General features: G+C 68.4%; 13 protein-coding genes. 6 read left to right on the top strand and 7 right to left on the bottom strand.

What is annotated here, in order from left to right; translation table 11 throughout:
* Positions 1–183: 183 nt before the first annotated feature.
* The gene (locus DLM85_RS08725; protein WP_111477723.1) at positions 184–573 is read left to right on the top strand and encodes a hypothetical protein; all 390 of its coding nucleotides are present in this window, start codon (positions 184–186) and stop codon (positions 571–573) included.
* 24 nt (positions 574–597) lie between these two features.
* Here the strand turns inward: DLM85_RS08725 and DLM85_RS08720 are convergent, their stop codons facing one another.
* From DLM85_RS08720 to DLM85_RS08695, 6 genes are all read right to left on the bottom strand, one after another.
* Positions 598–2,214, bottom strand: coding sequence for a Na+/H+ antiporter (locus DLM85_RS08720; protein ID WP_111477722.1), 1,617 nt, complete (start codon positions 2,212–2,214; stop codon positions 598–600).
* Between the two features lie 83 nt (positions 2,215–2,297).
* Positions 2,298–2,873, bottom strand: coding sequence for an NAD(P)H-binding protein (locus DLM85_RS08715; protein WP_111477721.1), 576 nt, complete (start codon positions 2,871–2,873; stop codon positions 2,298–2,300).
* 455 nt (positions 2,874–3,328) lie between these two features.
* Positions 3,329–4,210 (bottom strand): glycerophosphodiester phosphodiesterase family protein, encoded by an 882-nt coding sequence (locus DLM85_RS08710; protein ID WP_111478043.1) that lies wholly within the window; start codon positions 4,208–4,210, stop codon positions 3,329–3,331.
* Positions 4,211–4,444: 234 nt separating this feature from the next.
* Positions 4,445–5,950: a calcineurin-like phosphoesterase C-terminal domain-containing protein gene (locus DLM85_RS08705; protein ID WP_111477720.1), complete on the bottom strand. Its 1,506-nt coding sequence runs from the start codon at positions 5,948–5,950 to the stop codon at positions 4,445–4,447.
* Positions 5,951–6,217: 267 nt separating this feature from the next.
* Complete coding sequence (locus tag DLM85_RS08700; protein ID WP_111477719.1) at positions 6,218–7,648, bottom strand: SusD/RagB family nutrient-binding outer membrane lipoprotein; 1,431 nt, start codon at positions 7,646–7,648, stop codon at positions 6,218–6,220.
* Between the two features lie 225 nt (positions 7,649–7,873).
* On the bottom strand, positions 7,874–11,062 hold the full coding sequence (locus DLM85_RS08695) for a SusC/RagA family TonB-linked outer membrane protein (protein ID WP_111477718.1): 3,189 nt from the start codon (positions 11,060–11,062) through the stop codon (positions 7,874–7,876).
* Positions 11,063–11,266: 204 nt separating this feature from the next.
* Between DLM85_RS08695 and DLM85_RS08690 the strand changes: the two genes are divergently transcribed.
* From DLM85_RS08690 to DLM85_RS08670, 5 genes are all read left to right on the top strand, one after another.
* Positions 11,267–11,470 carry a hypothetical protein gene (locus DLM85_RS08690; protein ID WP_111477717.1) on the top strand — a complete coding sequence of 68 codons (204 nt, stop codon included), beginning with the start codon at positions 11,267–11,269 and terminating at the stop codon, positions 11,468–11,470.
* On the top strand, positions 11,470–12,342 hold the full coding sequence (locus tag DLM85_RS08685; protein ID WP_111477716.1) for a UDP-2,3-diacylglucosamine diphosphatase: 873 nt from the start codon (positions 11,470–11,472) through the stop codon (positions 12,340–12,342). The genes DLM85_RS08690 and DLM85_RS08685 overlap by 1 nt, the downstream gene beginning before the upstream one ends.
* 21 nt (positions 12,343–12,363) lie before the next feature.
* The gene (locus DLM85_RS08680; RefSeq protein ID WP_111477715.1) at positions 12,364–13,410 is read left to right on the top strand and encodes a glycosyltransferase family protein; all 1,047 of its coding nucleotides are present in this window, start codon (positions 12,364–12,366) and stop codon (positions 13,408–13,410) included.
* Between the two features lie 291 nt (positions 13,411–13,701).
* Positions 13,702–15,159: a GH1 family beta-glucosidase gene (locus tag DLM85_RS08675; RefSeq protein WP_111477714.1), complete on the top strand. Its 1,458-nt coding sequence runs from the start codon at positions 13,702–13,704 to the stop codon at positions 15,157–15,159.
* Positions 15,160–15,213: 54 nt separating this feature from the next.
* Entirely contained in the window at positions 15,214–17,409 is a 2,196-nt protein-coding gene (locus DLM85_RS08670) for a choice-of-anchor I family protein (protein WP_111477713.1), read from the top strand.
* 119 nt (positions 17,410–17,528) lie between these two features.
* Here DLM85_RS08670 and nhaA read toward each other — a convergent pair whose 3' ends face one another.
* On the bottom strand, positions 17,529–18,857 hold the full coding sequence (nhaA, locus tag DLM85_RS08665) for a Na+/H+ antiporter NhaA (protein ID WP_111477712.1): 1,329 nt from the start codon (positions 18,855–18,857) through the stop codon (positions 17,529–17,531).
* Positions 18,858–19,074: the final 217 nt, after the last annotated feature.

The raw sequence follows: 19,074 nt of genomic DNA, 5'->3' as shown, positions 1-19,074 counted from the left end.
CCAAGCCCGGGGCGCCACCCGCCCCCGCCGCCCGGCGGCGCTTATCGGCTGGATGCCAGGCCCAGTCGGCAAAAAAGCCGGCGCAGTCTATTGCACTCGGCAAGTGCGGGCTGGCCCGCTCAATTTCGCTGCAGATACGGCGCCCGCCCCGGCCGCCGTGGCCCACCAGCTTGCCGTTTTGCCATGACCTTCGCCGCCTGCCTCCGCCCCTTGCTCGTTTTTGTGCTGCTGGCCGCCGCCGGCCCGGCCCGCGCCCAGCTCGCCGACCGCGAAGTGCCCGTCCCCCGCGTGCCGGTGGCCGACATGCCGGTGAACCTCTCGCCGCTGGCCGCCCTCGACTGCGCCCCCGACCAGCTGCTGCGGGCCCTGGTGACGGAGCTGCGCCTGCAGCCCCACCAGGCCCTGGCCCTGCGCCACTCCCTGCTGGCCACGCCCGCCGCCGACGGCGCAACCAGTGTGCCCGCCGCCGAGACCCTGCGCCTGCTGCTGACCGCCACCCAGCTCGACCAGCTGCAGCAGCTGACCGCCACGCCGGGCGCAGTGCTGAGTTCGTGGCTGGCGCTGTACCGCTAAGCGGCCCGTCGGCGGGGCGGCGGGCTACGCGGTGCCGGCTTCCTGCAGCTGTTTTTCGCGCAGCTTGTACTCTTCCAGATCGAGGATGGCGAGGTATTTCCGAATCACTTCCTCGTCGAACTCCATGCGGTGGTTCATCTCGTGCAGCAGGGCGCGCTGCTGGTCCAGCAGCGCCAGGTAGAGCCGGTGGAAGCGCTGCAGGGTGTTGCCCTCGGCGGGGTGGCCGTCGGCCAGGGCCTGCGCCAGCACCTGGGCATCGAGCTGCAGCCGGGCCCGCAGGTTCTGCAGGTAGTCGCCGGGCGGGTTATCGGCGCCGGGCTGCTCGTCCACGTAGCGCAGCGCCACCAGGGCCAGCTTTTTCTGAATCAGCAGCTCCTGCCGCGCCAGCGGAATGACGGTGTATTTGTCTTCCAGCCCGACCTGACGAATCAGCCAGGGCAGCGTGAGGCCCTGCAGTACCAGCGTGACCAAAATGACCACGAAGGTGATGAACAGGATCAGGTTGCGGTACGGAAACGGCTGGCCCGCCGGCGTGAGCAGCGGAATCGACAGCGCGGCGGCCAAGGACACCACCCCGCGCATGCCCGCCCAGCCCGAAATGATGGGCAGCTTCCAGCTCGGGTGAGCGTCGGCCACGGTGATGAAGCGGCTGGCAAACCGCGTAAACGCCACCGCCCCGAACGAGCACAGCAGCCGCCCCACGATGAGCACCAGCGAGATGAGCAGGCCGTAGACGATGGCCGGACCCAGGCCGCCGTCGAGCTGCCGGGTGATGGCGGGCAGCGCCAGCCCGATGAGCAGAAACACCAGCCCGTTGAGCACAAATCCGAGCACCGACCACACGTTCACGCCCTCGATGCGGCTGCGGTACGAGAGCATGGTGTGCCGCCGGCTCGCCATCAGCAGCCCGCCGCTGACGACGGCCAGCACGCCGGAATAGTGGAAGTGCTCGGCCGCGTAGTACATGCAGTAGGGCGCCAGCAGGGTCAGCACGATGTCGATGCTGGGCGTGGTGGGCAGCCAGCGGTGCGCGGCGTAGAAGGCCAGGCCCAGCCCCAGCCCGATGAGCGTGCCGAGCACGATGACCAGCACGAAGCTGCCGGCCGCCTGCCCCAGGTGAAACTGCCCGGTGAGCACCGCCGCCAAGGCAAAGCGGAACACAATCAGCGAGGACGCGTCGTTGAGCAGACTCTCGCCCTCGATGATGCTGACCAGCGCCCGGGGCACCTTCACCTGCCGCATGATGGTGGTGGCCGACACGGCATCGGGCGGCGACACGATGCCGCCCAGCAGGAAGCCCAGCGCCAGCGTGAAGCCCGGAATCAGCGCCTGCGACACCACCGCCACCAGGCAGGACGTGAGGATGACCACCGGAAACGCGAAGCTGGCAATAACCCGCCGCCACTTCCAGAATTCCTTCCACGACACCTGCCAGGCCGCCTCGTAGAGCAGCGGCGGCAGGAAAATCAGGAACACGATTTCCGGGTCGATGGTGAGGTTGGCAAACAGCCCCAGGAAGCTCAGCCCCAGCCCGCCCAGCACCAGCACGATGGGGTAGGCCAGACGCAGCTTCGCGGCCACCATCACCAGGGCCAGAATGATCAGAACCAGGTAAACGAACTCGATGAACAGGCTTTGCATGGCAAGGCAACGACAGAACTGACAGCTTCCCCCACGCCCGGGCGCGGCCCCGGCCCGCGCTTCTCCGTTGCCGAAACCGGGCACTACGAGCCGGGCTTGTGAATGCCCAGCTTGGCGCGCCGGTACTGCTCGGGGGCTTCGATGAGGCGGGTGATGAACGCGGCCAGGCTCCGCTGCGAAATCACCGAGCCTTGTTCGGGCGGGCCCTTCTGCGTGGTTTCGTAATCTACTTCATCGGCCGAACTAAACCACGTCGGGCGCAGGATGGTGTACTCCAGGTCGGAGGCCTCCAGCGCGTCGGCGGCCCGGCGGTAGGGCCGCAGCCCGGGGTTCAGCGGCTCGTCGCAGATGCCGATGGAGCTGATGAAAATCAGCCGCCGCACCCCGGTCTCCTGCATGGCCCGCACGATGTTGCGGGCCATGGCCTCCAGGTCGCCGGCCCGGTTGGCGTACACGAGGTCCTGCCCGGCCACGGCCGCCTTCAGCACCTCGTAATCCAGCACGCTGCCCTCCACGACGCGCGCCCCGGCCGGGGGCGGGCCCAGGCGCCGGGCACTGCGCGCCAGCAGCGTCAGCCGCACCCCGGCCCGCGGCGCCAGCTGGGCCGTGACGAGCCGGGCAATGTTGCCGCCGGCTCCGAGAACAAGAACGTTTTTCATGGCGTGAGGTCTTGCGGAAAGCGGACCGCTGCGCCGGGCGGGGCAGCCCCAGCCGCAGGGCGGCCGGCTAATCCCGCCCGGTGCAGCGGCTCCGGGGCAGCCGCCTCGCTTTGGCCAACGCCACCAGCCGACCTGCCCCGCAAAGGTCCGGCACGCCCACGCGCCCGGAAAGCAGGAATCAAACGGATAGCTACAAATTTCAAACAGCTACCCCGCGCCGGCGCGTGCCGGGCTTGGGCCGCCAGGGCTTCCGCGGCCGGGCCTGAGCGCGGCGGCTCGGCCACTCGGGATGGGCGGCGGGCCGCCGCGCCAGTCGCGCCAGCGCCCGCCGACGGGCGGGCGTGTCGTCGTAACCGGTCATGCCGTCGGGCCGGGCGGCCACCGCGGGCGCGGCAATGACGGTGGCGGGAAAGTCAGCCGGCCGGTGGTTTCGGGCCGGAACCGGGGCCCCGGGCCTACGGCTGCTGGCCCCGCACCATGTCCGGGTAGTCGGTGATCAGGCCATCGACCTGCTGGGCCCGCAGGCGGGCGGCTTCGGCGGCGGTGTTTACCGTCCAGGGTATCACCCGCACGCCGCGCTGGTGGCAGGCCTGCACCAGGGCCGGCGTCACCAGCCGGTGCTGCGGGCTGTAGATGGCGGGCCGGAAGCTGAGGCGCTGCAGATTGGCGTCCAGCCCGTCCTGGTTTTCCACCAGCAGGGCCGTCTGCACGGCCGGGTACCGGCGGTGCACCACTTCCAGCGTGCGCGGGTCGAACGACTGGATGGTGGTGCGGGCCAGCGTGCCCTTGGCCGCCACCACGGCCAGCAGCAGGTCCACAAACTCCGCCGGGGCGGGGTGCAGCACGGCGTCGCCGGCGGGCGTGGTTTTGGTTTCGAGGTTGTAGCGCGGGGCCGGCAGGTGCTTCAGCCGCGCGTACGCCTCGGCCGAGTCGATGACCTCGGCCAGCAGGGGCTTGTAGGTGCGCAGCTTCTGCTGGCGCGGAAACTTCGCGTAGGGCTTGCTGCCCACGTCGTAGCGGCGGATGGCGGCGTAGGGCAGCCCGAACAGGCGCAGGGCTTTGCCCTCAGCGGGCGGCAGGGGCTGGCCGTCGGGGCCAAGCACGAAATCGGCGTTCAGGTACGGGTCGTGCGAGAGCAGCACCTGCCGGTCCTGGCTGATGGCCAGGTCCATTTCCAGCGTCGTCACGCCCAGGGCCAGGGCCCTGCGCATGGCCGGCACGGTGTTTTCGGGCATCAGGCCGCGGCAGCCGCGGTGGCCCTGCAGGTCGAAGGCGGCCGGGCTTTGGGGCGGGGTTTTGAGCAGCAGCGCCAGCAGAAGCAGCAAGGGCTTGGACATAAAAAACAGCTTCAACGGCCCGGCCCGCAGCAGGTGCGTCGGACCGGGCCGCCGGAAAAGACAATCGTGATGCGGCGGCTGACAGAGTCTACATACGGCCGAGAAAGGCCATCATGCTGAGCGCAGTTCGAAACATCTCTCCCGAACGATTTCGTGTGAACGAAGCGGTAGAGATGCTTCGACTGCGCTCAGCAGGACGTTCAGGCTGCAATTTTCGGGTACTGCCAACTTCGCTCAGGCCGTCCACCGCTCGGAGTAGGTTTGCCCGAACCGGTCGGTGACTTCCACGCGCACTTCCCGGGCCTGGGGCGAGGGCGTGGCCGCGAAGAGGTGGTCGGTGGCGGTGGGCTCCACCCACTTGTGCTTGGCGGGCAGCTGGGGGCCGGCGTGCAGCTGCACGGCCAGCGGATCGAGACCGGGGCGCTGCGGCATCGGGCCTTTGCTCACGCCGTCTTCGAACCAGGTGACTTTCCACTGCGGGTCCCAGTTCCAGACGTTGACCACCACGTCGGCGGGCTGCGTGGGCAGGCTGCCTTTGGGGTACACGCGCAACTGGTGGCTGCGGTCGTGCCCCAGGGCCTTGTAGTACCACTTCACGTCCCCGCCGTCGACCTCGTACACCCCGTAGCCGCCGGGCGTGCCGTCGGTGCAGATGGGGCCGGTCCACCACGCCCCGCACACGGTGCCGTGCACGTGCTCGGTCACGTTGGGGGCGGTTTGCAGCACCTCGTTGAAGTGCGTGTGGCCCGACATGATGTGGGCCGTAAACGGCTCCAGCAGCCGGTACAGCTCCTTGCGGTTGCTCACCACGCCGCCCATCGACTCCTCCTTCTGCTTGTCGCGCAGGTGCTGCCGGGTGTAGGCCGGGATGTGCAGACTCACCACCACGGTGCTGCCCTTGGGTACCAGGGCCAGGTCCTGCTCCAGCCAGCTCAATTGCTGCTCCGTCAGGTAGCCGATGTACTTCTTGGCCGCCCCGATGAAGAACACGTCGTCGAGCACTACGTAGTGCACCGCGCCGCGGTTGAAGGAATAGTACGTGGGCCCGAACAGCTTGCGGAACGTAGCCGAGGAGCCTTCGTCGGTGCGGGCCGTCAGGTCCATGTCGTGGTTGCCGATAACCTGGAAGAACGGAATGCCGGTGGCCGCCACGCCCTGCTGGTAGTCCTCGAACAGCTCGAAATGGTCCCACACCAAGTCGCCGCAGCCGATGCCGTGAAACAGCGCGTCTTTGCCGTAGCTGGCCACCAGCTGCTGCGTATCGGGCACGGCCGTGGCCTTGAACTCCTGGGCGTCGGCCTTGGAAATCATCTGCGGGTCGGCCCACACGATGAAGTTGTGCCGGGTGTCGTCCTGCGCCAGCTTCGTCAGTTCGAAATCGGCCCGGAAGCGGCCCTTCGCGGCCGCTTTGCGGCGGTAGAAGCGGGCCACGCCCTGCTCGTGCGGAATGGCGTAGCCCCGCGGCACCGAAAGGTACACGAACTCGGCCGTGGCCGGGCTGGTCAGCGCGTAGTTGCCCTTGCTGTCCGTCACGACGACGCTGACGCCATCCGTCACGGCCACGCCGGCCAGGCCCTGCCCGCCGGCGTGCACCCGGCCGCTGAGCTGATGCAGGCTCAGGTCGGGGGCCGCCGTGGGGCCGGCTGCGGGGCGGGCCAGCGTCAGGCCGGGCGTCAGCGTGAAGCTGAGACTGGCCAGGCCGATGGATTTGAGGAAGGAGCGGCGGGGTTGCTGAAGCATGGGGTAAGAAGGGTAAGCGGGTGTTGGGGTGGTCGGGTGGGGCTTGGTTTATTCGGTTGTCATGTCGCGCTTGTCGAGACATCCCGCGCGCTGACGTCTGAGGGTAATGCTACTAGCAGGCGAAGCGGTAAAGATGCTTGGCCACGCCTTCCTGCGGTTCGGCAAGCGGACGCCAGATCAAGCATGACGTTCGTATTTGGCCGTTCTGCAGCTCCCGCGAGATGTCTCGACTTCGCTCGACATGACGTTCTTAATGGCGGATTCCGCTTACTTCTCCCACCACACTTTGGTATTCACGTCGTCGCCGCCCATCTGCTGCACGGCGCTGCGGTAGTTGGTGGCGTTGGTGGTCTGCACCACCAGCGGGTACTTGAAGCGCACGGGCATGCGGCCACCGTTCTGCAGATCCTGGCCGCGGGGCAGCACGGGCAGGCCGGTGCGGCGGTACTCAAACCACGCTTGGTAATCCACGAAAAACAGCGCGTAGTACTTCTGCAGCAGGATGCGCTGCAGGGTGCCGTCGTAGCTGGCAGCGGGCTGCTGGAAGTAAGTGGCGGGCACCACGGCGCCCCACTGCTCGATGCTGGCGCGCACGCCCCGCTCGTAGTGGGTGCGGGCGTCGGCCGTGGTCCAGCCGCGCTGGGCGCACTCGGCCTTGATGAATTCCACCTCGGCGTAGGGCAGCAGCACCGCCACCATCGGGGCCGTGGCCAGGGCGATGTTGAAGTTGGAGGGCACGTACTGGAACTGCGCGTCGCTGCCGCCGTAGGCGCTGGGAATGCCCCGGTAGCCGATGGTCGTGGTGTTGGTCTTGTTGCGGGCCAGCGTGTTCCACTTCGCCAGGCGCGGGTCCGACCAGGCGTTCAGGTTGTCGATGAAAAACTCGCCCGCCGCCCGGGCGTTGGTGAAGTCGATGGCCCGGCCCCAGGGCGACACGTTCGGGGCCACGCCGGTGATTTTCAGGATGGCCGACTCGCTGTTCTGGGTGAAGACCGGGTAGCGCGTCGGGTCGTTGATGATGCGGGCCAGCTCGGCCGGCGCGTTCATCTCCGGACGCTTCGACACGCGCAGCAGCAGGCGCAGGCGCAGGGAGTTGCAGAAGCGCTGCCAGCTGGCCACGTCGTTGGCGTAGAGCAAATCCGAGCCGTACACCATCGTGCGGCTGCGGTTGAACAGCCCGTTGGCCGTTTCCAAGTCCTGCAGCAGCTGGGTGTAAATCTGCTGCTGCGAGTCGAACGTGGGGTACAGAATGCCCTCCTCGGCGCGGGCGGCCTCGGTCATCGGCACGTCGCCGAAAGCGTCGGTGAGGTTGGCGTAGGTCCAGGCGTTCAGGGTGAGGGCAATGGCCTCGTAGTTCGGGTCCTGGGCGGCCTGCGCGGCCAGGCGCATCTCGCGGATGTTGGCCAGCCAGCGGTAGTAGGTGGTCCAGGTGGAGTTGCCGGCGCTTTCGCTCACCACGTAGCGGTGCACCCCGCCCGACACGCTCGGGAAGGGCAGGGCCACCTGCATGATGTCGAAGGTAAAGCCGTCGGCGCGGCTGGTGTTGAAGCTGCCCAGCTCGTACACAATCGGGTTCAGCAGCGTACCCGGGCTGATTCGCTCAATGCGGTTCGGGTCCACGTTCAGCTCCTCGAGCTTATCGGTGCAGGCCGCGACGCTGCCCAGGGCCAGCAGCAGGAAAAGGGAGAGTTTTTTCATGGGTCGGGACCTCACCCCCCGGCCCCCTCTCCTTAGGGAGAGGGGGAGCCACGGCGGCGCGGGAGGTAGAGGCGTAGAAGTAAGGGTGGAGAACAGGCCTACGGGCCATCAGAGAGGTGCCGCGTAGCGCGAGCGGAGCGGCCCCGCGTCGTCAGCACGATGTTGTTGCTGACGTACGGCTCCCCCTCTCCCTAAGGAGAGGGGGCCGGGGGGTGAGGTCCGCCGCTAAAACTGCAGCGTCACATTCACGCCCATCGTGCGGGTGCTCGGCAGCTGGCCCATTTCCACGCCGGGCAGGATGGTGCTGCCGTTCAGCGCGGCCGTTTCCGGGTCGAACATGGGGAACTTGGTCCACATAGCCAGGTCGCGGCCGTAGAGGCCGATGGTGGCCCCGCGCAGGGCCTTGGTGCGGGCCAGTAGGCTGGCCGGAATGGTGTAGTCGATGCGCGTCTCGCGCAGCTTCAGAAAGCTGGCGTCGAAGGAGTTGGCCTCGATGTTGGCGCGGCGGTAGTACTCGGCGTAGTAGGCGGCCGGAATAACCTGCTTGGTGTTGGGCGAGTACGAGCCGTCGGCATTCGGCACCACCCCGTCGCCGATGATGTAGCCTTCCTCGCGGCCGCGCAGGGTGTGCTCCAGCTTGCCCTGCTCGGTCATCTTGTGGTGCGTCTGCGAGTAGATGATACCGCCGTACTGCCCGTCGAAGAGGATGCTGAAGCGGAAGTTGCGCACCTGAAACTCGTTCAGGAACCCGCCCTTCCAATCAGCAAAGGCCCGGCCGATGTACTTGATGTTGGCCGGCTGCACCGGCAGCCCGTCCTTGGTGTAGAGGATCTGCCCGTCGGGCGCGCGGTCGAAGCCGTAGCCCCAGATGTCGCCGGTGGTGCCGCCCACGGTGGCCAGCAAGGTGGCCGTGCCGCCCGTGCCGATGACCTGCTGATCCACCAGCCCCTCGGCCAGGCTCATGACGCGGTTGCGGTTGCGGGCCCAGGTCACGGTCGATTTCCACTTGAAGTTTTCCGCGTCGACGGGGCGGCCGTGCAGCACCACTTCCACGCCGCGGTTGCGCACCTTGCCCGCGTTCAGCACGGCCCGGCTGTAGCCGGTGGTGGGGTCCAGGGGCACTTCCAGGATCTGGTTGCGGGTCACGTTCTGGTACACCGTCACGTCGGCGCCCAGGCGGCCCTGCAGCATCAGGTACTCCGCGCCGGCCTCGTAGCTGGTGGTGATTTCCGGCTTGAAGTTGGTGTTGTGCAGCGTCGTCGGCACCGAGCCGGAGCCGGGGAAGTCGCTGCGGCCGTAGTACTTGCGGGTGCGGTAGGGGTCGGTATCGTTGCCCACCTGCGCCGCCGAGAGCCGCAGCTTGGCCAGCGAAATGGAAGCGGGCAGCGGCAGCAGCTCGTTCAGAATAAAGCTGGACGAAATCGACGGGTAGAAAAACGAGTTGTTCTGCCGCGGCAGGGTGCTCGACCAGTCGTTGCGCCCGGTGAGGTCCACGAAGATTTTATCGTCGAACGACACCGAGGCCAGCGCGTACAGGCTGTTGATCTGCCGGTTGGTGATGACGCTGTTGACCAGCGGATTGCTGGCCCCGTTGGTGAGCTTGTACACGCCCGGGATGACCAGGTTTTCCACCTCCGCGTCCATGCCGCGAAAGTGCCGGTACATCACGTTGCCGCCCACCGAGGTGCGCAGGTCGAAGCGCCCGGCCTTGGGCTGGTGGTAGGTCAGCAGGAAGTCGGTGTTCGATTCGTACTGGCTGATGGTCTGCTGCTTGTAGTAGCCGCGCTGGAAGTTGGCCGTGCTGTAGGGTCGGCGCTGCTCCCGCTCCTCCTGCGTCGCCGCCAGGCCCGAGCGCACCAAGAGGTCCAGCGTCGGGGTGAACTGGTAGGTGGCCGAGAGGTTGCCCACGGTGGTGCGCGTGTCCACCGCGTTGGTCATTTCGTGGGCAATCAGGTAGGGGTTGTCGATGAAGGTGCTGAACGGGTGCACCTGGTCGATCTGCTCCTGCCCGGTTTTCCAGATCGTGCGGTAGGCGTCCAGCGGCACGTTCGGGTTCTGGAAGATCATGAAGTAGGCCAAGGACTGGTTGTTGTAGCCCGTGGCCGGCAGGTTGTCGCTCCAGCGGTTGGTGAAGTTCACCTTGGTGGCCAGCTTCAGCTTATTGGCAATAGTGTGCTGGGCGCTGACGGCCGCCGTGAGCCGGTCGTAGCCGGTGTTGGGCATGATCCACTCGTTCTTGGAGTGCGTCACCGAGCCGCGAATGGAGCTGGTTTCGTTGCCGCCTTCCAGGGCCACGCTGTTGGTGAGGGTGGAGCCCGTGCGGTAAAAGCCCTTGATGTTGTCCTTGTAGGGCACCCAAGGCAGCCTTTCGGTGGATTGGGTCTGCGTCGCCGGGTCGTACTGGTAGTACAGCTGCCCGTTGAACTTCGGCCCGAAGGCGCTGCTGGTGCCGCCGGTGTTGGCCCCGTCGGCCGAGGCGCCGTAGGAGTAGTACGGTTCGCCGGCGGCGTTGAAGGAGCGGCCGGTGCCCTGCCCGTACTCGTACTGGTAGTCGGGCCACCGGAGCACGGTGTTCACGCTGAAGTTGCTGTTCACCGTCACGCCCAGGCCTTTATTTTGCCGCGAGCCGCTCTTGGTGGTGATAATCAGCGCCCCGTTGGCCGCCCGCGAGCCGTACAGGGCCGTGGCCGAGGCGCCCTTGAGCACCGTGATGCTGGCAATGTCGTCGGGGTTGATGTCGGCAATGCCGTTGCCGAAGTCGATGGGCACGTCGTTGCCCGAGCCGGCCCCGTAGGCGCTACTCACGCCCGAGCCGTTCAGACCGCTGTTCATGGGCACCCCGTCGAGCACGATGAGGGCGTTGTTGCCGTTGGGGTTCAGCGAGTTGTCACCGCGCAGCGAAATCCGTGTGGAATTCACCGGGCCCGAGCCGGGCGAAATCAGATTCAGCCCCGCCACCTTGCCCGACAGCGCCTGGGCGAAGTTGTTGGGGCGGGCGTTGGTCAGGCTTTCCCCGCTCACCGTCTGGGTGGCGTAGCCCAGGGCCTTTTGCTCGCGCTTGATGCCCAGGGCCGTCACCACCACCTCATTGAGTTGCTTGGCATCGGGCGCGAGCTGCACGTTCAGCGCCTCCTGCCCGCTCACCGGCACCTCCCGCGGGGTGTAGCCGATAAAGGTGACGAGCAGGGTGGCATCCGGGGCGGCCTGCACCCGGTAGCGGCCCTCGGCGTCGGTGGTGGCGCCGGTGGTCGAGCCCTTCACCACCACGGTAGCGCCGGGCAGGGCCTGGCCCTTTTCATCGGTCACAAGGCCCGTCACCGATTGGGCTTGCGCCAGTACCGAATGGCCCAGAAAAAGCAAGGGAATACCGGCCGCGCCGAGTTGCGTAACTCGCGCTAAATCACGGAACAACATGTGTTGGGGGAGGTTTGGTCTTGGCGGCAAAACTACCCGCGCCCCGTTAGCGGAATGTTACCGGCGGGCTACCGTATCGTGTACTTCCGCGGGCCGGCCGTAACCGCGCCGTAACCTGGCAAATGATGACTAAACCATAACGCGGACTTCACGGCGGCATAACGGCGCCGCGCGTACTTCGAAGCGAATTTCAACCCGCTGGTTATGAGCCGCTCCGTGCTTGATTCGACGTCTTCCGCCCCGGCCTGGCTGCGCCGGCTGAGCTACGCGCTCTGCGAGCTGATTCTGCTGCTGGCCTACCGCACCGGCAGCCTGATGGCCTGGCAGCGCAGCCTGCACGGCGCCGGCCGGCAGGCCTGGCGCCCGGCCCCGGCGCGCCGCCGCTACCAGCTTCGCGCCGCCGCCTGATGCGCCCTCCCAAACGCCGCGTCGACGTGGTGGTGGTGTCCGACGTGCACCTGGGCACCTACGGCTGCCACGCCCGCGAGCTGCTGCGCTACCTCAAGAGCCTCAAACCCCGGGTGCTGGTGCTCAACGGCGACATCGTCGACATCTGGCAGTTCAGCAAAAGCTACTGGCCCGCCGCCCACATGCAGGTGGTGCGCCACCTGGCCGGCCTGGCCGCCAAGGGCACCCGCATCCACTACCTCACCGGCAACCACGACGAGCTGCTGCGCCGCTTTGCCGGCACCCGCCTCGGCGCGCTCAGCATCGAAAACAAGCTGGTGCTCGACTTACCCCACGGCCGCACCTGGCTGTTTCACGGCGACGTGTTCGACGTGACCATGCGCCACTCGCGCTGGCTGGCCAAGCTCGGGGCCGAGGGCTACGATTTGCTGATCCTGCTCAACCGCCTCGTCAACTGGGCGCTGCGCCGGCTGGGGCGCCCGCGCGTGCAGCTCTCCAAGCTGGTGAAAGACCGCGTGAAAAGCGCCGTGAGCCTGGTCAGCGACTTCGAGCAGACCGCCGCCCGCATTGCCATCGACGAGGGCTACCAGTACGTGGCCTGTGGCCACATTCACTGCCCCGACATCCGGCCCGTCGCCACCGCCGCGGGCACGGTTACTTACCTGAACTCCGGCGACTGGGTGGAAAACCTCACCGCCCTCGAATACACCGCCGCCGCGGGCTGGCAGCTCTACCGCTACGCCGACGACCCGCGCACGCAAACCGCCGACGCCAGCGACTTGGACGTCGACGCCGCCGCCGAAACCTCCGCCGACACCCTGCTGGCCGAGCTGCTGAAGGAATTCCACCTCCACCGCAGCCCCAATTCATAATTCCGCATTCACCACTCAGAATTGGAACCCCGCATTCTTTACGCCATTCAGGGCACCGGCAACGGCCACCTCGCCCGCGCCCTCGATGTGGTGCCCCTGCTGCAGCAGCGCGCCGCCCGCCTCGACGTGCTGCTGAGCGGCCCGCCGGCCGACCTGCCCCTCCCCTTCCCGGTGCGCTACCGCTGCCACGGCCTGGGCTTCATCTTCGGCAAGAAGGGCGGCGTGGACTTCGCCCGCACCTTCTGGCAGCTGAAATCGGCGCGGCTGCTGCGCGAGATTGAGCAGCTGCGGGTGCAGGACTACGATTTGGTCATCAGCGACTTTGAACCCGTGTCGGCCTGGGCCTGCCAGCTGCGCGGGGTGCCCTGCGTAGCCCTGAGCCACCAGAGCGCCGTGCTGCACCCGCTGGCCCCGCAGCCCCCGAAGCTGGATATCATGGGCCGGGCCGTGCTGCGCCACTACGCCCCGAGCACGGCCCAGTACGGCTTTCATTTCCAGGCCTACGCGCCGGGCATCAGCACGCCCGTTATCCGCCGGCAGGTGCGCGCCCTGACGCCCACCGACGAGGGCCACTACACCGTGTATTTGCCCGCCTTCGACGAGGCTACGCTGGTGCAACGCCTGCGCTACCTCAGCCGGGCCGTGACCTGGGAGGTGTTCAGCAAGCACAGCCCGGTGGAGGCCGAGCACGACAACGTGCGGGTACGCCCGGTGAGCGGCGCGGCCTTTCTCGACTCGCTGGCCCGCAGCAGCGGGGTGCTCTGCGGCGCCGGCTTCGAGACGCCCGCCGAGGCCCTGTACCTGGGCAAAAAGCTGCTGGTGGTGCCCATGAAAAATCAGTTTGAGCAGCAGTGCAACGCCGCCGCCCTGGCCGCCCTGGGCGTGCCCGTTGTGAGAAGCCTGAAAGACAAGCACCTGCCCCGCCTCGACCACTGGCTGCACCACGGCCAGCCGGTGCCCGTCGACTACCCCGACCACACCGCCGCCGTTATCGACAAGCTGCTGCTGGAGCAGCTGCCGGCCGGGGTGCGGCCCCGCTTAGCGCAGCCTGCGCTGCAATTGGCGTAAGCGAGGCCAGCAGCGACGCGAAGGCACAACGGGCCAACACGCCCGAAAAAGAACGTCATGTCGAGCAAAGTCGGGACAGCTCGTGGGTTAAGTCAGATAGTATTGTCCTGCTTAGCGCAGCTGAAGCAGCTCTACCGCTCCGGCGGGCTCCCCTCTTCGGAGAGGGGGCCGGGGGGTGAGGCGCAACGCCCGCGGGATGTCTCGACTTTGCTCGGCCTGACGACCTTATCATCAGCGGGCCGCTGAATTATTTCTCCCACCCGCCGCCCGCTTTCCTTCGTTGACTTCGGCATGTCCGATTACCTCTCGCCGGCCCTGCCGCCCGCCTTTTTCCCGCCGACGTCGCCCGCCGCGTACAGCCGCGCCGATTTCGGGCCCGATTTCCACTGGGGCGTCTCCACGGCAGCCTATCAGATCGAAGGCGCGGGCGACTGCGACGGCAAGGGGCCGAGCATCTGGGACGAGTTTGTGCAGCGGCCGGGCAAGATCAAGCGCGGGGAGCACGGCCACGAGGCCTGCGACTTTTACCGCCGCTGGCCCCAGGACCTGGACTTGCTGCGCGAGCTGCACGTGCCCAATTACCGCTTCTCGGTGGCCTGGTCGCGGGTACTGCCCCAGGGCACCGGCCCGGTAAACCAAGCCGGCCTCGACTACTACGAGCGGCTGGTCGACGGCTGCCTGGCGCGCGGCATCGAGCCCTGGCTGACGCTCTACCACTGGGATTTGCCGCTGGCCCTGCAGCAGCGCGGCGGCTGGCAAAACCGGGCCGTGGTGGGCTGGTTCACCGATTACGCCGAGCTAGTGGCCCGCCGCCTCGGCGACCGGGTGAAGCACTGGATGGTGCTCAACGAGCCGATGGTGTTCGTGGGCGCCGGGCACCTGCTGGGCATTCACGCCCCGGGCCGGCGCGGGCTGGGCGCCTTTCTGGCCGCCACCCACCACGCCGCCCTGGCCCAGGCCGAAGGCGGCCGGGCCCTGCGCGCCGCCCTGCCCGCCCCAGCCCAGATCGGCACCACCTTTTCCTGCTCCTACCTCGCGCCCGCCCGCCCCGGCCTGCCCCGCGACGAGCGCGCCACCCGCCGCGCCGACGCCCTGCTCAACCGCCTGTTCGTGGAGCCCGCGCTGGGCCTGGGTTACCCCGTCGACGCGCTGCCCTGGCTGGGCTGGCTGGAGCGCTACGTGCAGCCCGGCGACGAGCAGCGCCTGCCTTTCGCCTTCGACTTTCTGGGCGTGCAGAACTACACCCGCGAGGTGGTGCGCCACTCGCCCTTCGTGCCGCTGCTCTGGGCCACGCTGGTGGGCGCCGCCAAACGGCAGGTACCGCACACGACGATGGGCTGGGAAGTCTACCCCGAAAGCCTCTATTATATGCTGCGGCAGTTCAGCGCGTACCCGCAGGCGCCGCGGCTTATCGTAACCGAAAACGGGGCCGCTTTTCCCGACGAGGCGCCCCTGGACGGCCGCGTGCCCGACCCCGCCCGGCAGGCCTACCTGCAGGCCGCCATCGGGCAGGTGCTGCGGGCCCGCCGCGAGGGCATGCCGGTGGCGGGCTACTTCGCCTGGTCGTTTACCGACAACTTCGAGTGGGCCGAGGGCTACCGGCCGCGCTTCGGGCTGGTGCACGTCGACTACGCCACGCAGCGGCGCACGGTGAAGGACTCGGGCTGGTGGTACCGCGACCTGCTGGCCGGGGCGGCGCCGCTCTCGGCGGGCGGCGGCAGGCTTCACGATACGATAACCCGGCCGTAACGCCGCCGCAACAAGCCCCAAATAGCTTTGACGCACCATTCAACCCGCTTTTTGATGCGTCTAAATCTTTACTTCTTGTGGCCGGCTGCGGCCCTGATGACGGCCCTGGGCCTGGCCGCGCCGGCTACGGCCCAAACGCTGCGCATGGCCGCCGGTACCGTCTCGGTCAGTGAAAGCGCGGGCACGGCTTCGGTTACGGTGAGCATTCAGAACCCCGGCACCACGGCCGCCACGGTGCAGGCCGTGCTGCTGCCCGGCCTGGGCACCGCCACCGCCGGTACCGATTTCACCTACGCCGCCCCGACGACGCTGACCTTCCCGGCCGGCAGCACCGGCAGCCAGACCATCAGCATCCCGCTCACCGACGACGCGCTGGCCGAGCCGGCCGAGTACTTTGCCCTGCGCCTGCAAAACCCCAGCGGTGCCACGCTGGTGGCCGGCGCCACCGACGCGCTGGTGTTTATCCGGGACAACGACGCGGTGGCCCCGGCCCAGGCCCGCAACCTGCGCCTGCAGCACCTGGGCAGCTACCAGAACGGCGCCTCGGGCACCAATTCGGCCGAAATCGTGGCCCACGACCCCGGCACGCAGCGCCTGTACGTGGCCAACTCCATCGGCGGCAAGCTCGACATTCTGAGCCTGGCCAACCCCGGCGCCATTACCGCGGTGGCCTCCATCAGCATGGCCCCGTACGGCGGCATCAACTCGGTGGCGGTGCGCAACGGCGTGGTGGCCTGCGCCGTCGAAAACACCAACCCGCAGAGCCCGGGCGCGGTGGTGTTCTTCAACCAGGACGGCGCGTTTCAGAAGCAGGTGACGGTGGGCGCCATGCCCGACATGATTAGCTTTTCGCCCGACGGCCGCTACCTCGTGACGGCCAACGAGGGCGAGCCGAACGCTGACTATACGAACGACCCCGAGGGCTCGGTGTCGGTGATTGACTACGCGGGCGGGCTGGCCGGCGTGACGCAGGCCGGCGTGACGACGGTGGGCTTCGCGGGCTACAACGGGCAGGCCGCCACCCTGCGTGCGGCCGGCATCCGCCTCTACGGCGGCACCACGGCCGCGCCCGCCACGGTGGCCCAGGACCTCGAGCCGGAGTACGTGGCCTTCGACGCCGGCTCGCAGACGGCCTACATCACCCTGCAGGAAAACAACGCCGTGGCCACGCTGAACCTGGCCACCAAGCAGTTTACCAGCCTGCGCAGCGTGGGCTTCCAGGACCACAGCCTGCCCGGCTTCGCCCTCGATGCCTCCGACCAGGCCGCCGACGTGCTGCTGGCCAACTGGCCCATCCGCGGCCTGCGCCTGCCCGATGCCCTGGCCAGCTTCCAGGTGCAGGGCACTACCTACCTGATTACGGCCAACGAGGGCGACGCCCGCGAGTACACCGCCCTGACCGAAGCCGTGCGCCTGGGCAGTGCGGCCTACCCGCTCGACCCGACGGCCTTTCCGAATGCCGGCCTGCTCAAGGACAACAGCGCCCTGGGCCGCCTGAACGTGACCAACCGCCTCGGCGACACCGACGGCGACGGTGACTTCGACCAGATTTACACCTTCGGGGGCCGCTCCTTCAGCATTCTGAACGCCCAGACCGGCGCCGTGGTCCACGACAGCGGCGACCTGCTGGAGCGCCTCACCAGCACCGACCCGACCTTCGGCGCCATCTTCAACGCCAGCAATACCACCGGCACGCCGGCCCGCAAGAACCGCTCCGATGACAAGGGCCCCGAGCCCGAGGGCGTGACCACCGCCGTGCTGCGCGACACCGTGTACGCCTTCGTGTCGATGGAGCGCATGGGCGGCGTGGCCGTGTTCGACGTGACCAGCCCCGCCCAGCCGCGCCTGGTGCAGTACGTGAACAACCGCTCCGTGACCAGCGGCACCGGCGACCAGGGCCCCGAGGGCATCGTGTTCGTCGCGGCTCAGCACAGCCCCACCGGCCAGCCCCTGCTGATTCTGGCCAACGAGGTCAGCAGCACGGTGGCGGTGTACGGGGTGCAGCTGCGCGGCAGCGTGCTGGCCGCCCAGGGCCCGCGCCCGGCCGCGCCGCTGGTGCTCTACCCCAACCCCGCGCAGGGCGGCCCCGTGCAGCTCAGCCGCCCGGTGTCGGGCACGCTCTGCGACGCGCTGGGCCGCCCGGTGCGCCAGCTTCGCCGGGCCGACCGCCTCGAAACCGCGGGCCTGCCCGCCGGCGTGTACGTGCTGCGCTCCGACGACGGGGCCAACCGCAAGCTGGTGGTGCGCTAAACCGTTTCTCCTCCCGGAACGCAACGACGCCCCGGCTACACGTAGCCGGGGCGTCGTTGCGTTCCGGGAGGTAGTGCGCTGCTGCCGGGCCCACCGGGGCTGGCCCGCCTTGCCCGCCGTTACGCGCGGCGCGGGGGCTCCGGGGGGCGCCCGGGCCAGCGCAGCAGGCCGTAGCCCAGCGTGCCCGCCAGCAGGGAGCCGAGCAGGATGGCCAGCTTGGCCACCGACTCGTCGGCGGAATGCACGCCCAGGGCCAGCAGCGTGACGAACAGCGACATGGTGAAGCCGATGCCGCCCAGCACGCCCGCGCCCCACAGCTGCCGCCACGACACACCCTCGGGCAGCGCGCCCCAGCCCAGGCGCACGGTCAGCCAGCTGGCCAGCCCGATGCCCAGCGGCTTGCCCACCACCAGGCCCGCCACGATGCCCAGGCCCAGCGGTGTGCCGAGCTGCCGCACCACGGCGGTGTCGAGCGTCAGGCTGGTGTTGGCAAAGGCGAAAAGCGGAATGATGCCGAAGGCCACCACCGAGTGCAGGCGCTGCTCCAGCTTCTGGGCCGGGGAGCTGATCTGCTCCGCCAACTCTTCCAGCTCCTCGCTGATGGTGCGCGGGTCGGCGTCGCGGGCGTGGGCCTCGTCGTCGAGCAGGCGCAGGCGCTGCTCCAGCAGGCGCAGCAGCCCCGGCCGGGTGTAACCCGTGCGGGCCGGAATGGCCAGCGCCAGCAGCACCCCGGCCAGCGTGGCATGCACCCCCGATTCCAGGGTGCAGTACCACAGCGCCAGCCCCAGCGCCAGATACAGCCCCAGGATGCGCACGCCCAGCCAGTTGAGCCCCAGCAGCCCGGCCCAGAGGCCCGCGCCCAGCAGCAGGTAGCCGAGGTGGAGCTCCTGGGTGTAGAAACCGGCAATGACCAGCACCGCCCCCAGGTCGTCGACGATGGCCAGGGCCGTGAGAAACACCTTGAGGCCCAGCGGCACCCGCGGCCCCAGCAGCTGCAGCACGGCCAGAGCAAAGGCAATGTCGGTGGCCATGGGAATGCCCCAGCCCCCGGCCGTGGGCGTGCCGTGGTTGAAGAGGGTGTAGACCAGCGCGGGCACCACCATGCCCCCCACCGCCCCGGCAATGGGCAGCGCGGCCTGCCGCACGGAGGCCAGCTCCCCGTCGAGCACCTCGCGCTTGATTTCCAGGCCCACAATGAGGAAGAACACGGTCATCAGCCCGTCGTTGATCCAGTGCAACAGGCTTTTGTCGAGCACCAGCGGGCCGATGCTCAGGCGCAGGTGCTCGTCCCACACGGCCGGAAAGTAGCGCGCCGGGCCCCAGCTGGTGTTGGCCAGCAGCAGGGCCAGCGCGGCACTCAGCAGCAGCACAATGCTGCCGGCCGCCTCGCGGCGGAAGAATTCGGCAAAGGGCCGCACCAGCGGCCGAACGAGTTGTACAACGGCCATAGAACTCAATTAGCAAACACCCGCGGCAACTCCGGCCGCCCACTCCTGGGCACGGCCTGCTGCCCACGCAAAGGTCACGAATCCGCTTCGCCCGGCGGGCCGCGGCGGCCCCGACCGCCCGGCCGGGGCACCTGAAACCACCCTACCCGCGGGTCAGGGCGGGTAGGGTGGCACCCGATCGGGGCCGGCAGCAGTGGTTACGTCTGTTGAGCCGCCC

This window comes from Hymenobacter edaphi (assembly GCF_003258365.1).
In the GTDB taxonomy this organism is placed as follows: domain Bacteria; phylum Bacteroidota; class Bacteroidia; order Cytophagales; family Hymenobacteraceae; genus Solirubrum; species Solirubrum edaphi.
This window is presented reverse-complemented; position numbering and strand designations above follow the sequence as displayed.

Bases quoted from the DNA above. Each gene is read 5' to 3' on its own strand.
- DLM85_RS08710 (WP_111478043.1), bottom strand. From the start codon at position 4,210: ATGTCCAAGCCCTTGCTGCTTCTGCTGGCGCTGCTGCTCAAAACCCCG.
- DLM85_RS08700 (WP_111477719.1), bottom strand. From the start codon at position 7,648: ATGAAAAAACTCTCCCTTTTCCTGCTGCTGGCCCTGGGCAGCGTCGCG.
- DLM85_RS08675 (WP_111477714.1), top strand. From the start codon at position 13,702: ATGTCCGATTACCTCTCGCCGGCCCTGCCGCCCGCCTTTTTCCCGCCG.
- DLM85_RS08690 (WP_111477717.1), top strand. From the start codon at position 11,267: ATGAGCCGCTCCGTGCTTGATTCGACGTCTTCCGCCCCGGCCTGGCTG.
- DLM85_RS08685 (WP_111477716.1), top strand. From the start codon at position 11,470: ATGCGCCCTCCCAAACGCCGCGTCGACGTGGTGGTGGTGTCCGACGTG.
- DLM85_RS08670 (WP_111477713.1), top strand. From the start codon at position 15,214: ATGCGTCTAAATCTTTACTTCTTGTGGCCGGCTGCGGCCCTGATGACG.
- DLM85_RS08725 (WP_111477723.1), top strand. From the start codon at position 184: ATGACCTTCGCCGCCTGCCTCCGCCCCTTGCTCGTTTTTGTGCTGCTG.
- DLM85_RS08715 (WP_111477721.1), bottom strand. From the start codon at position 2,873: ATGAAAAACGTTCTTGTTCTCGGAGCCGGCGGCAACATTGCCCGGCTC.
- DLM85_RS08695 (WP_111477718.1), bottom strand. From the start codon at position 11,062: ATGTTGTTCCGTGATTTAGCGCGAGTTACGCAACTCGGCGCGGCCGGT.
- DLM85_RS08720 (WP_111477722.1), bottom strand. From the start codon at position 2,214: ATGCAAAGCCTGTTCATCGAGTTCGTTTACCTGGTTCTGATCATTCTG.
- DLM85_RS08705 (WP_111477720.1), bottom strand. From the start codon at position 5,950: ATGCTTCAGCAACCCCGCCGCTCCTTCCTCAAATCCATCGGCCTGGCC.
- nhaA (WP_111477712.1), bottom strand. From the start codon at position 18,857: ATGGCCGTTGTACAACTCGTTCGGCCGCTGGTGCGGCCCTTTGCCGAA.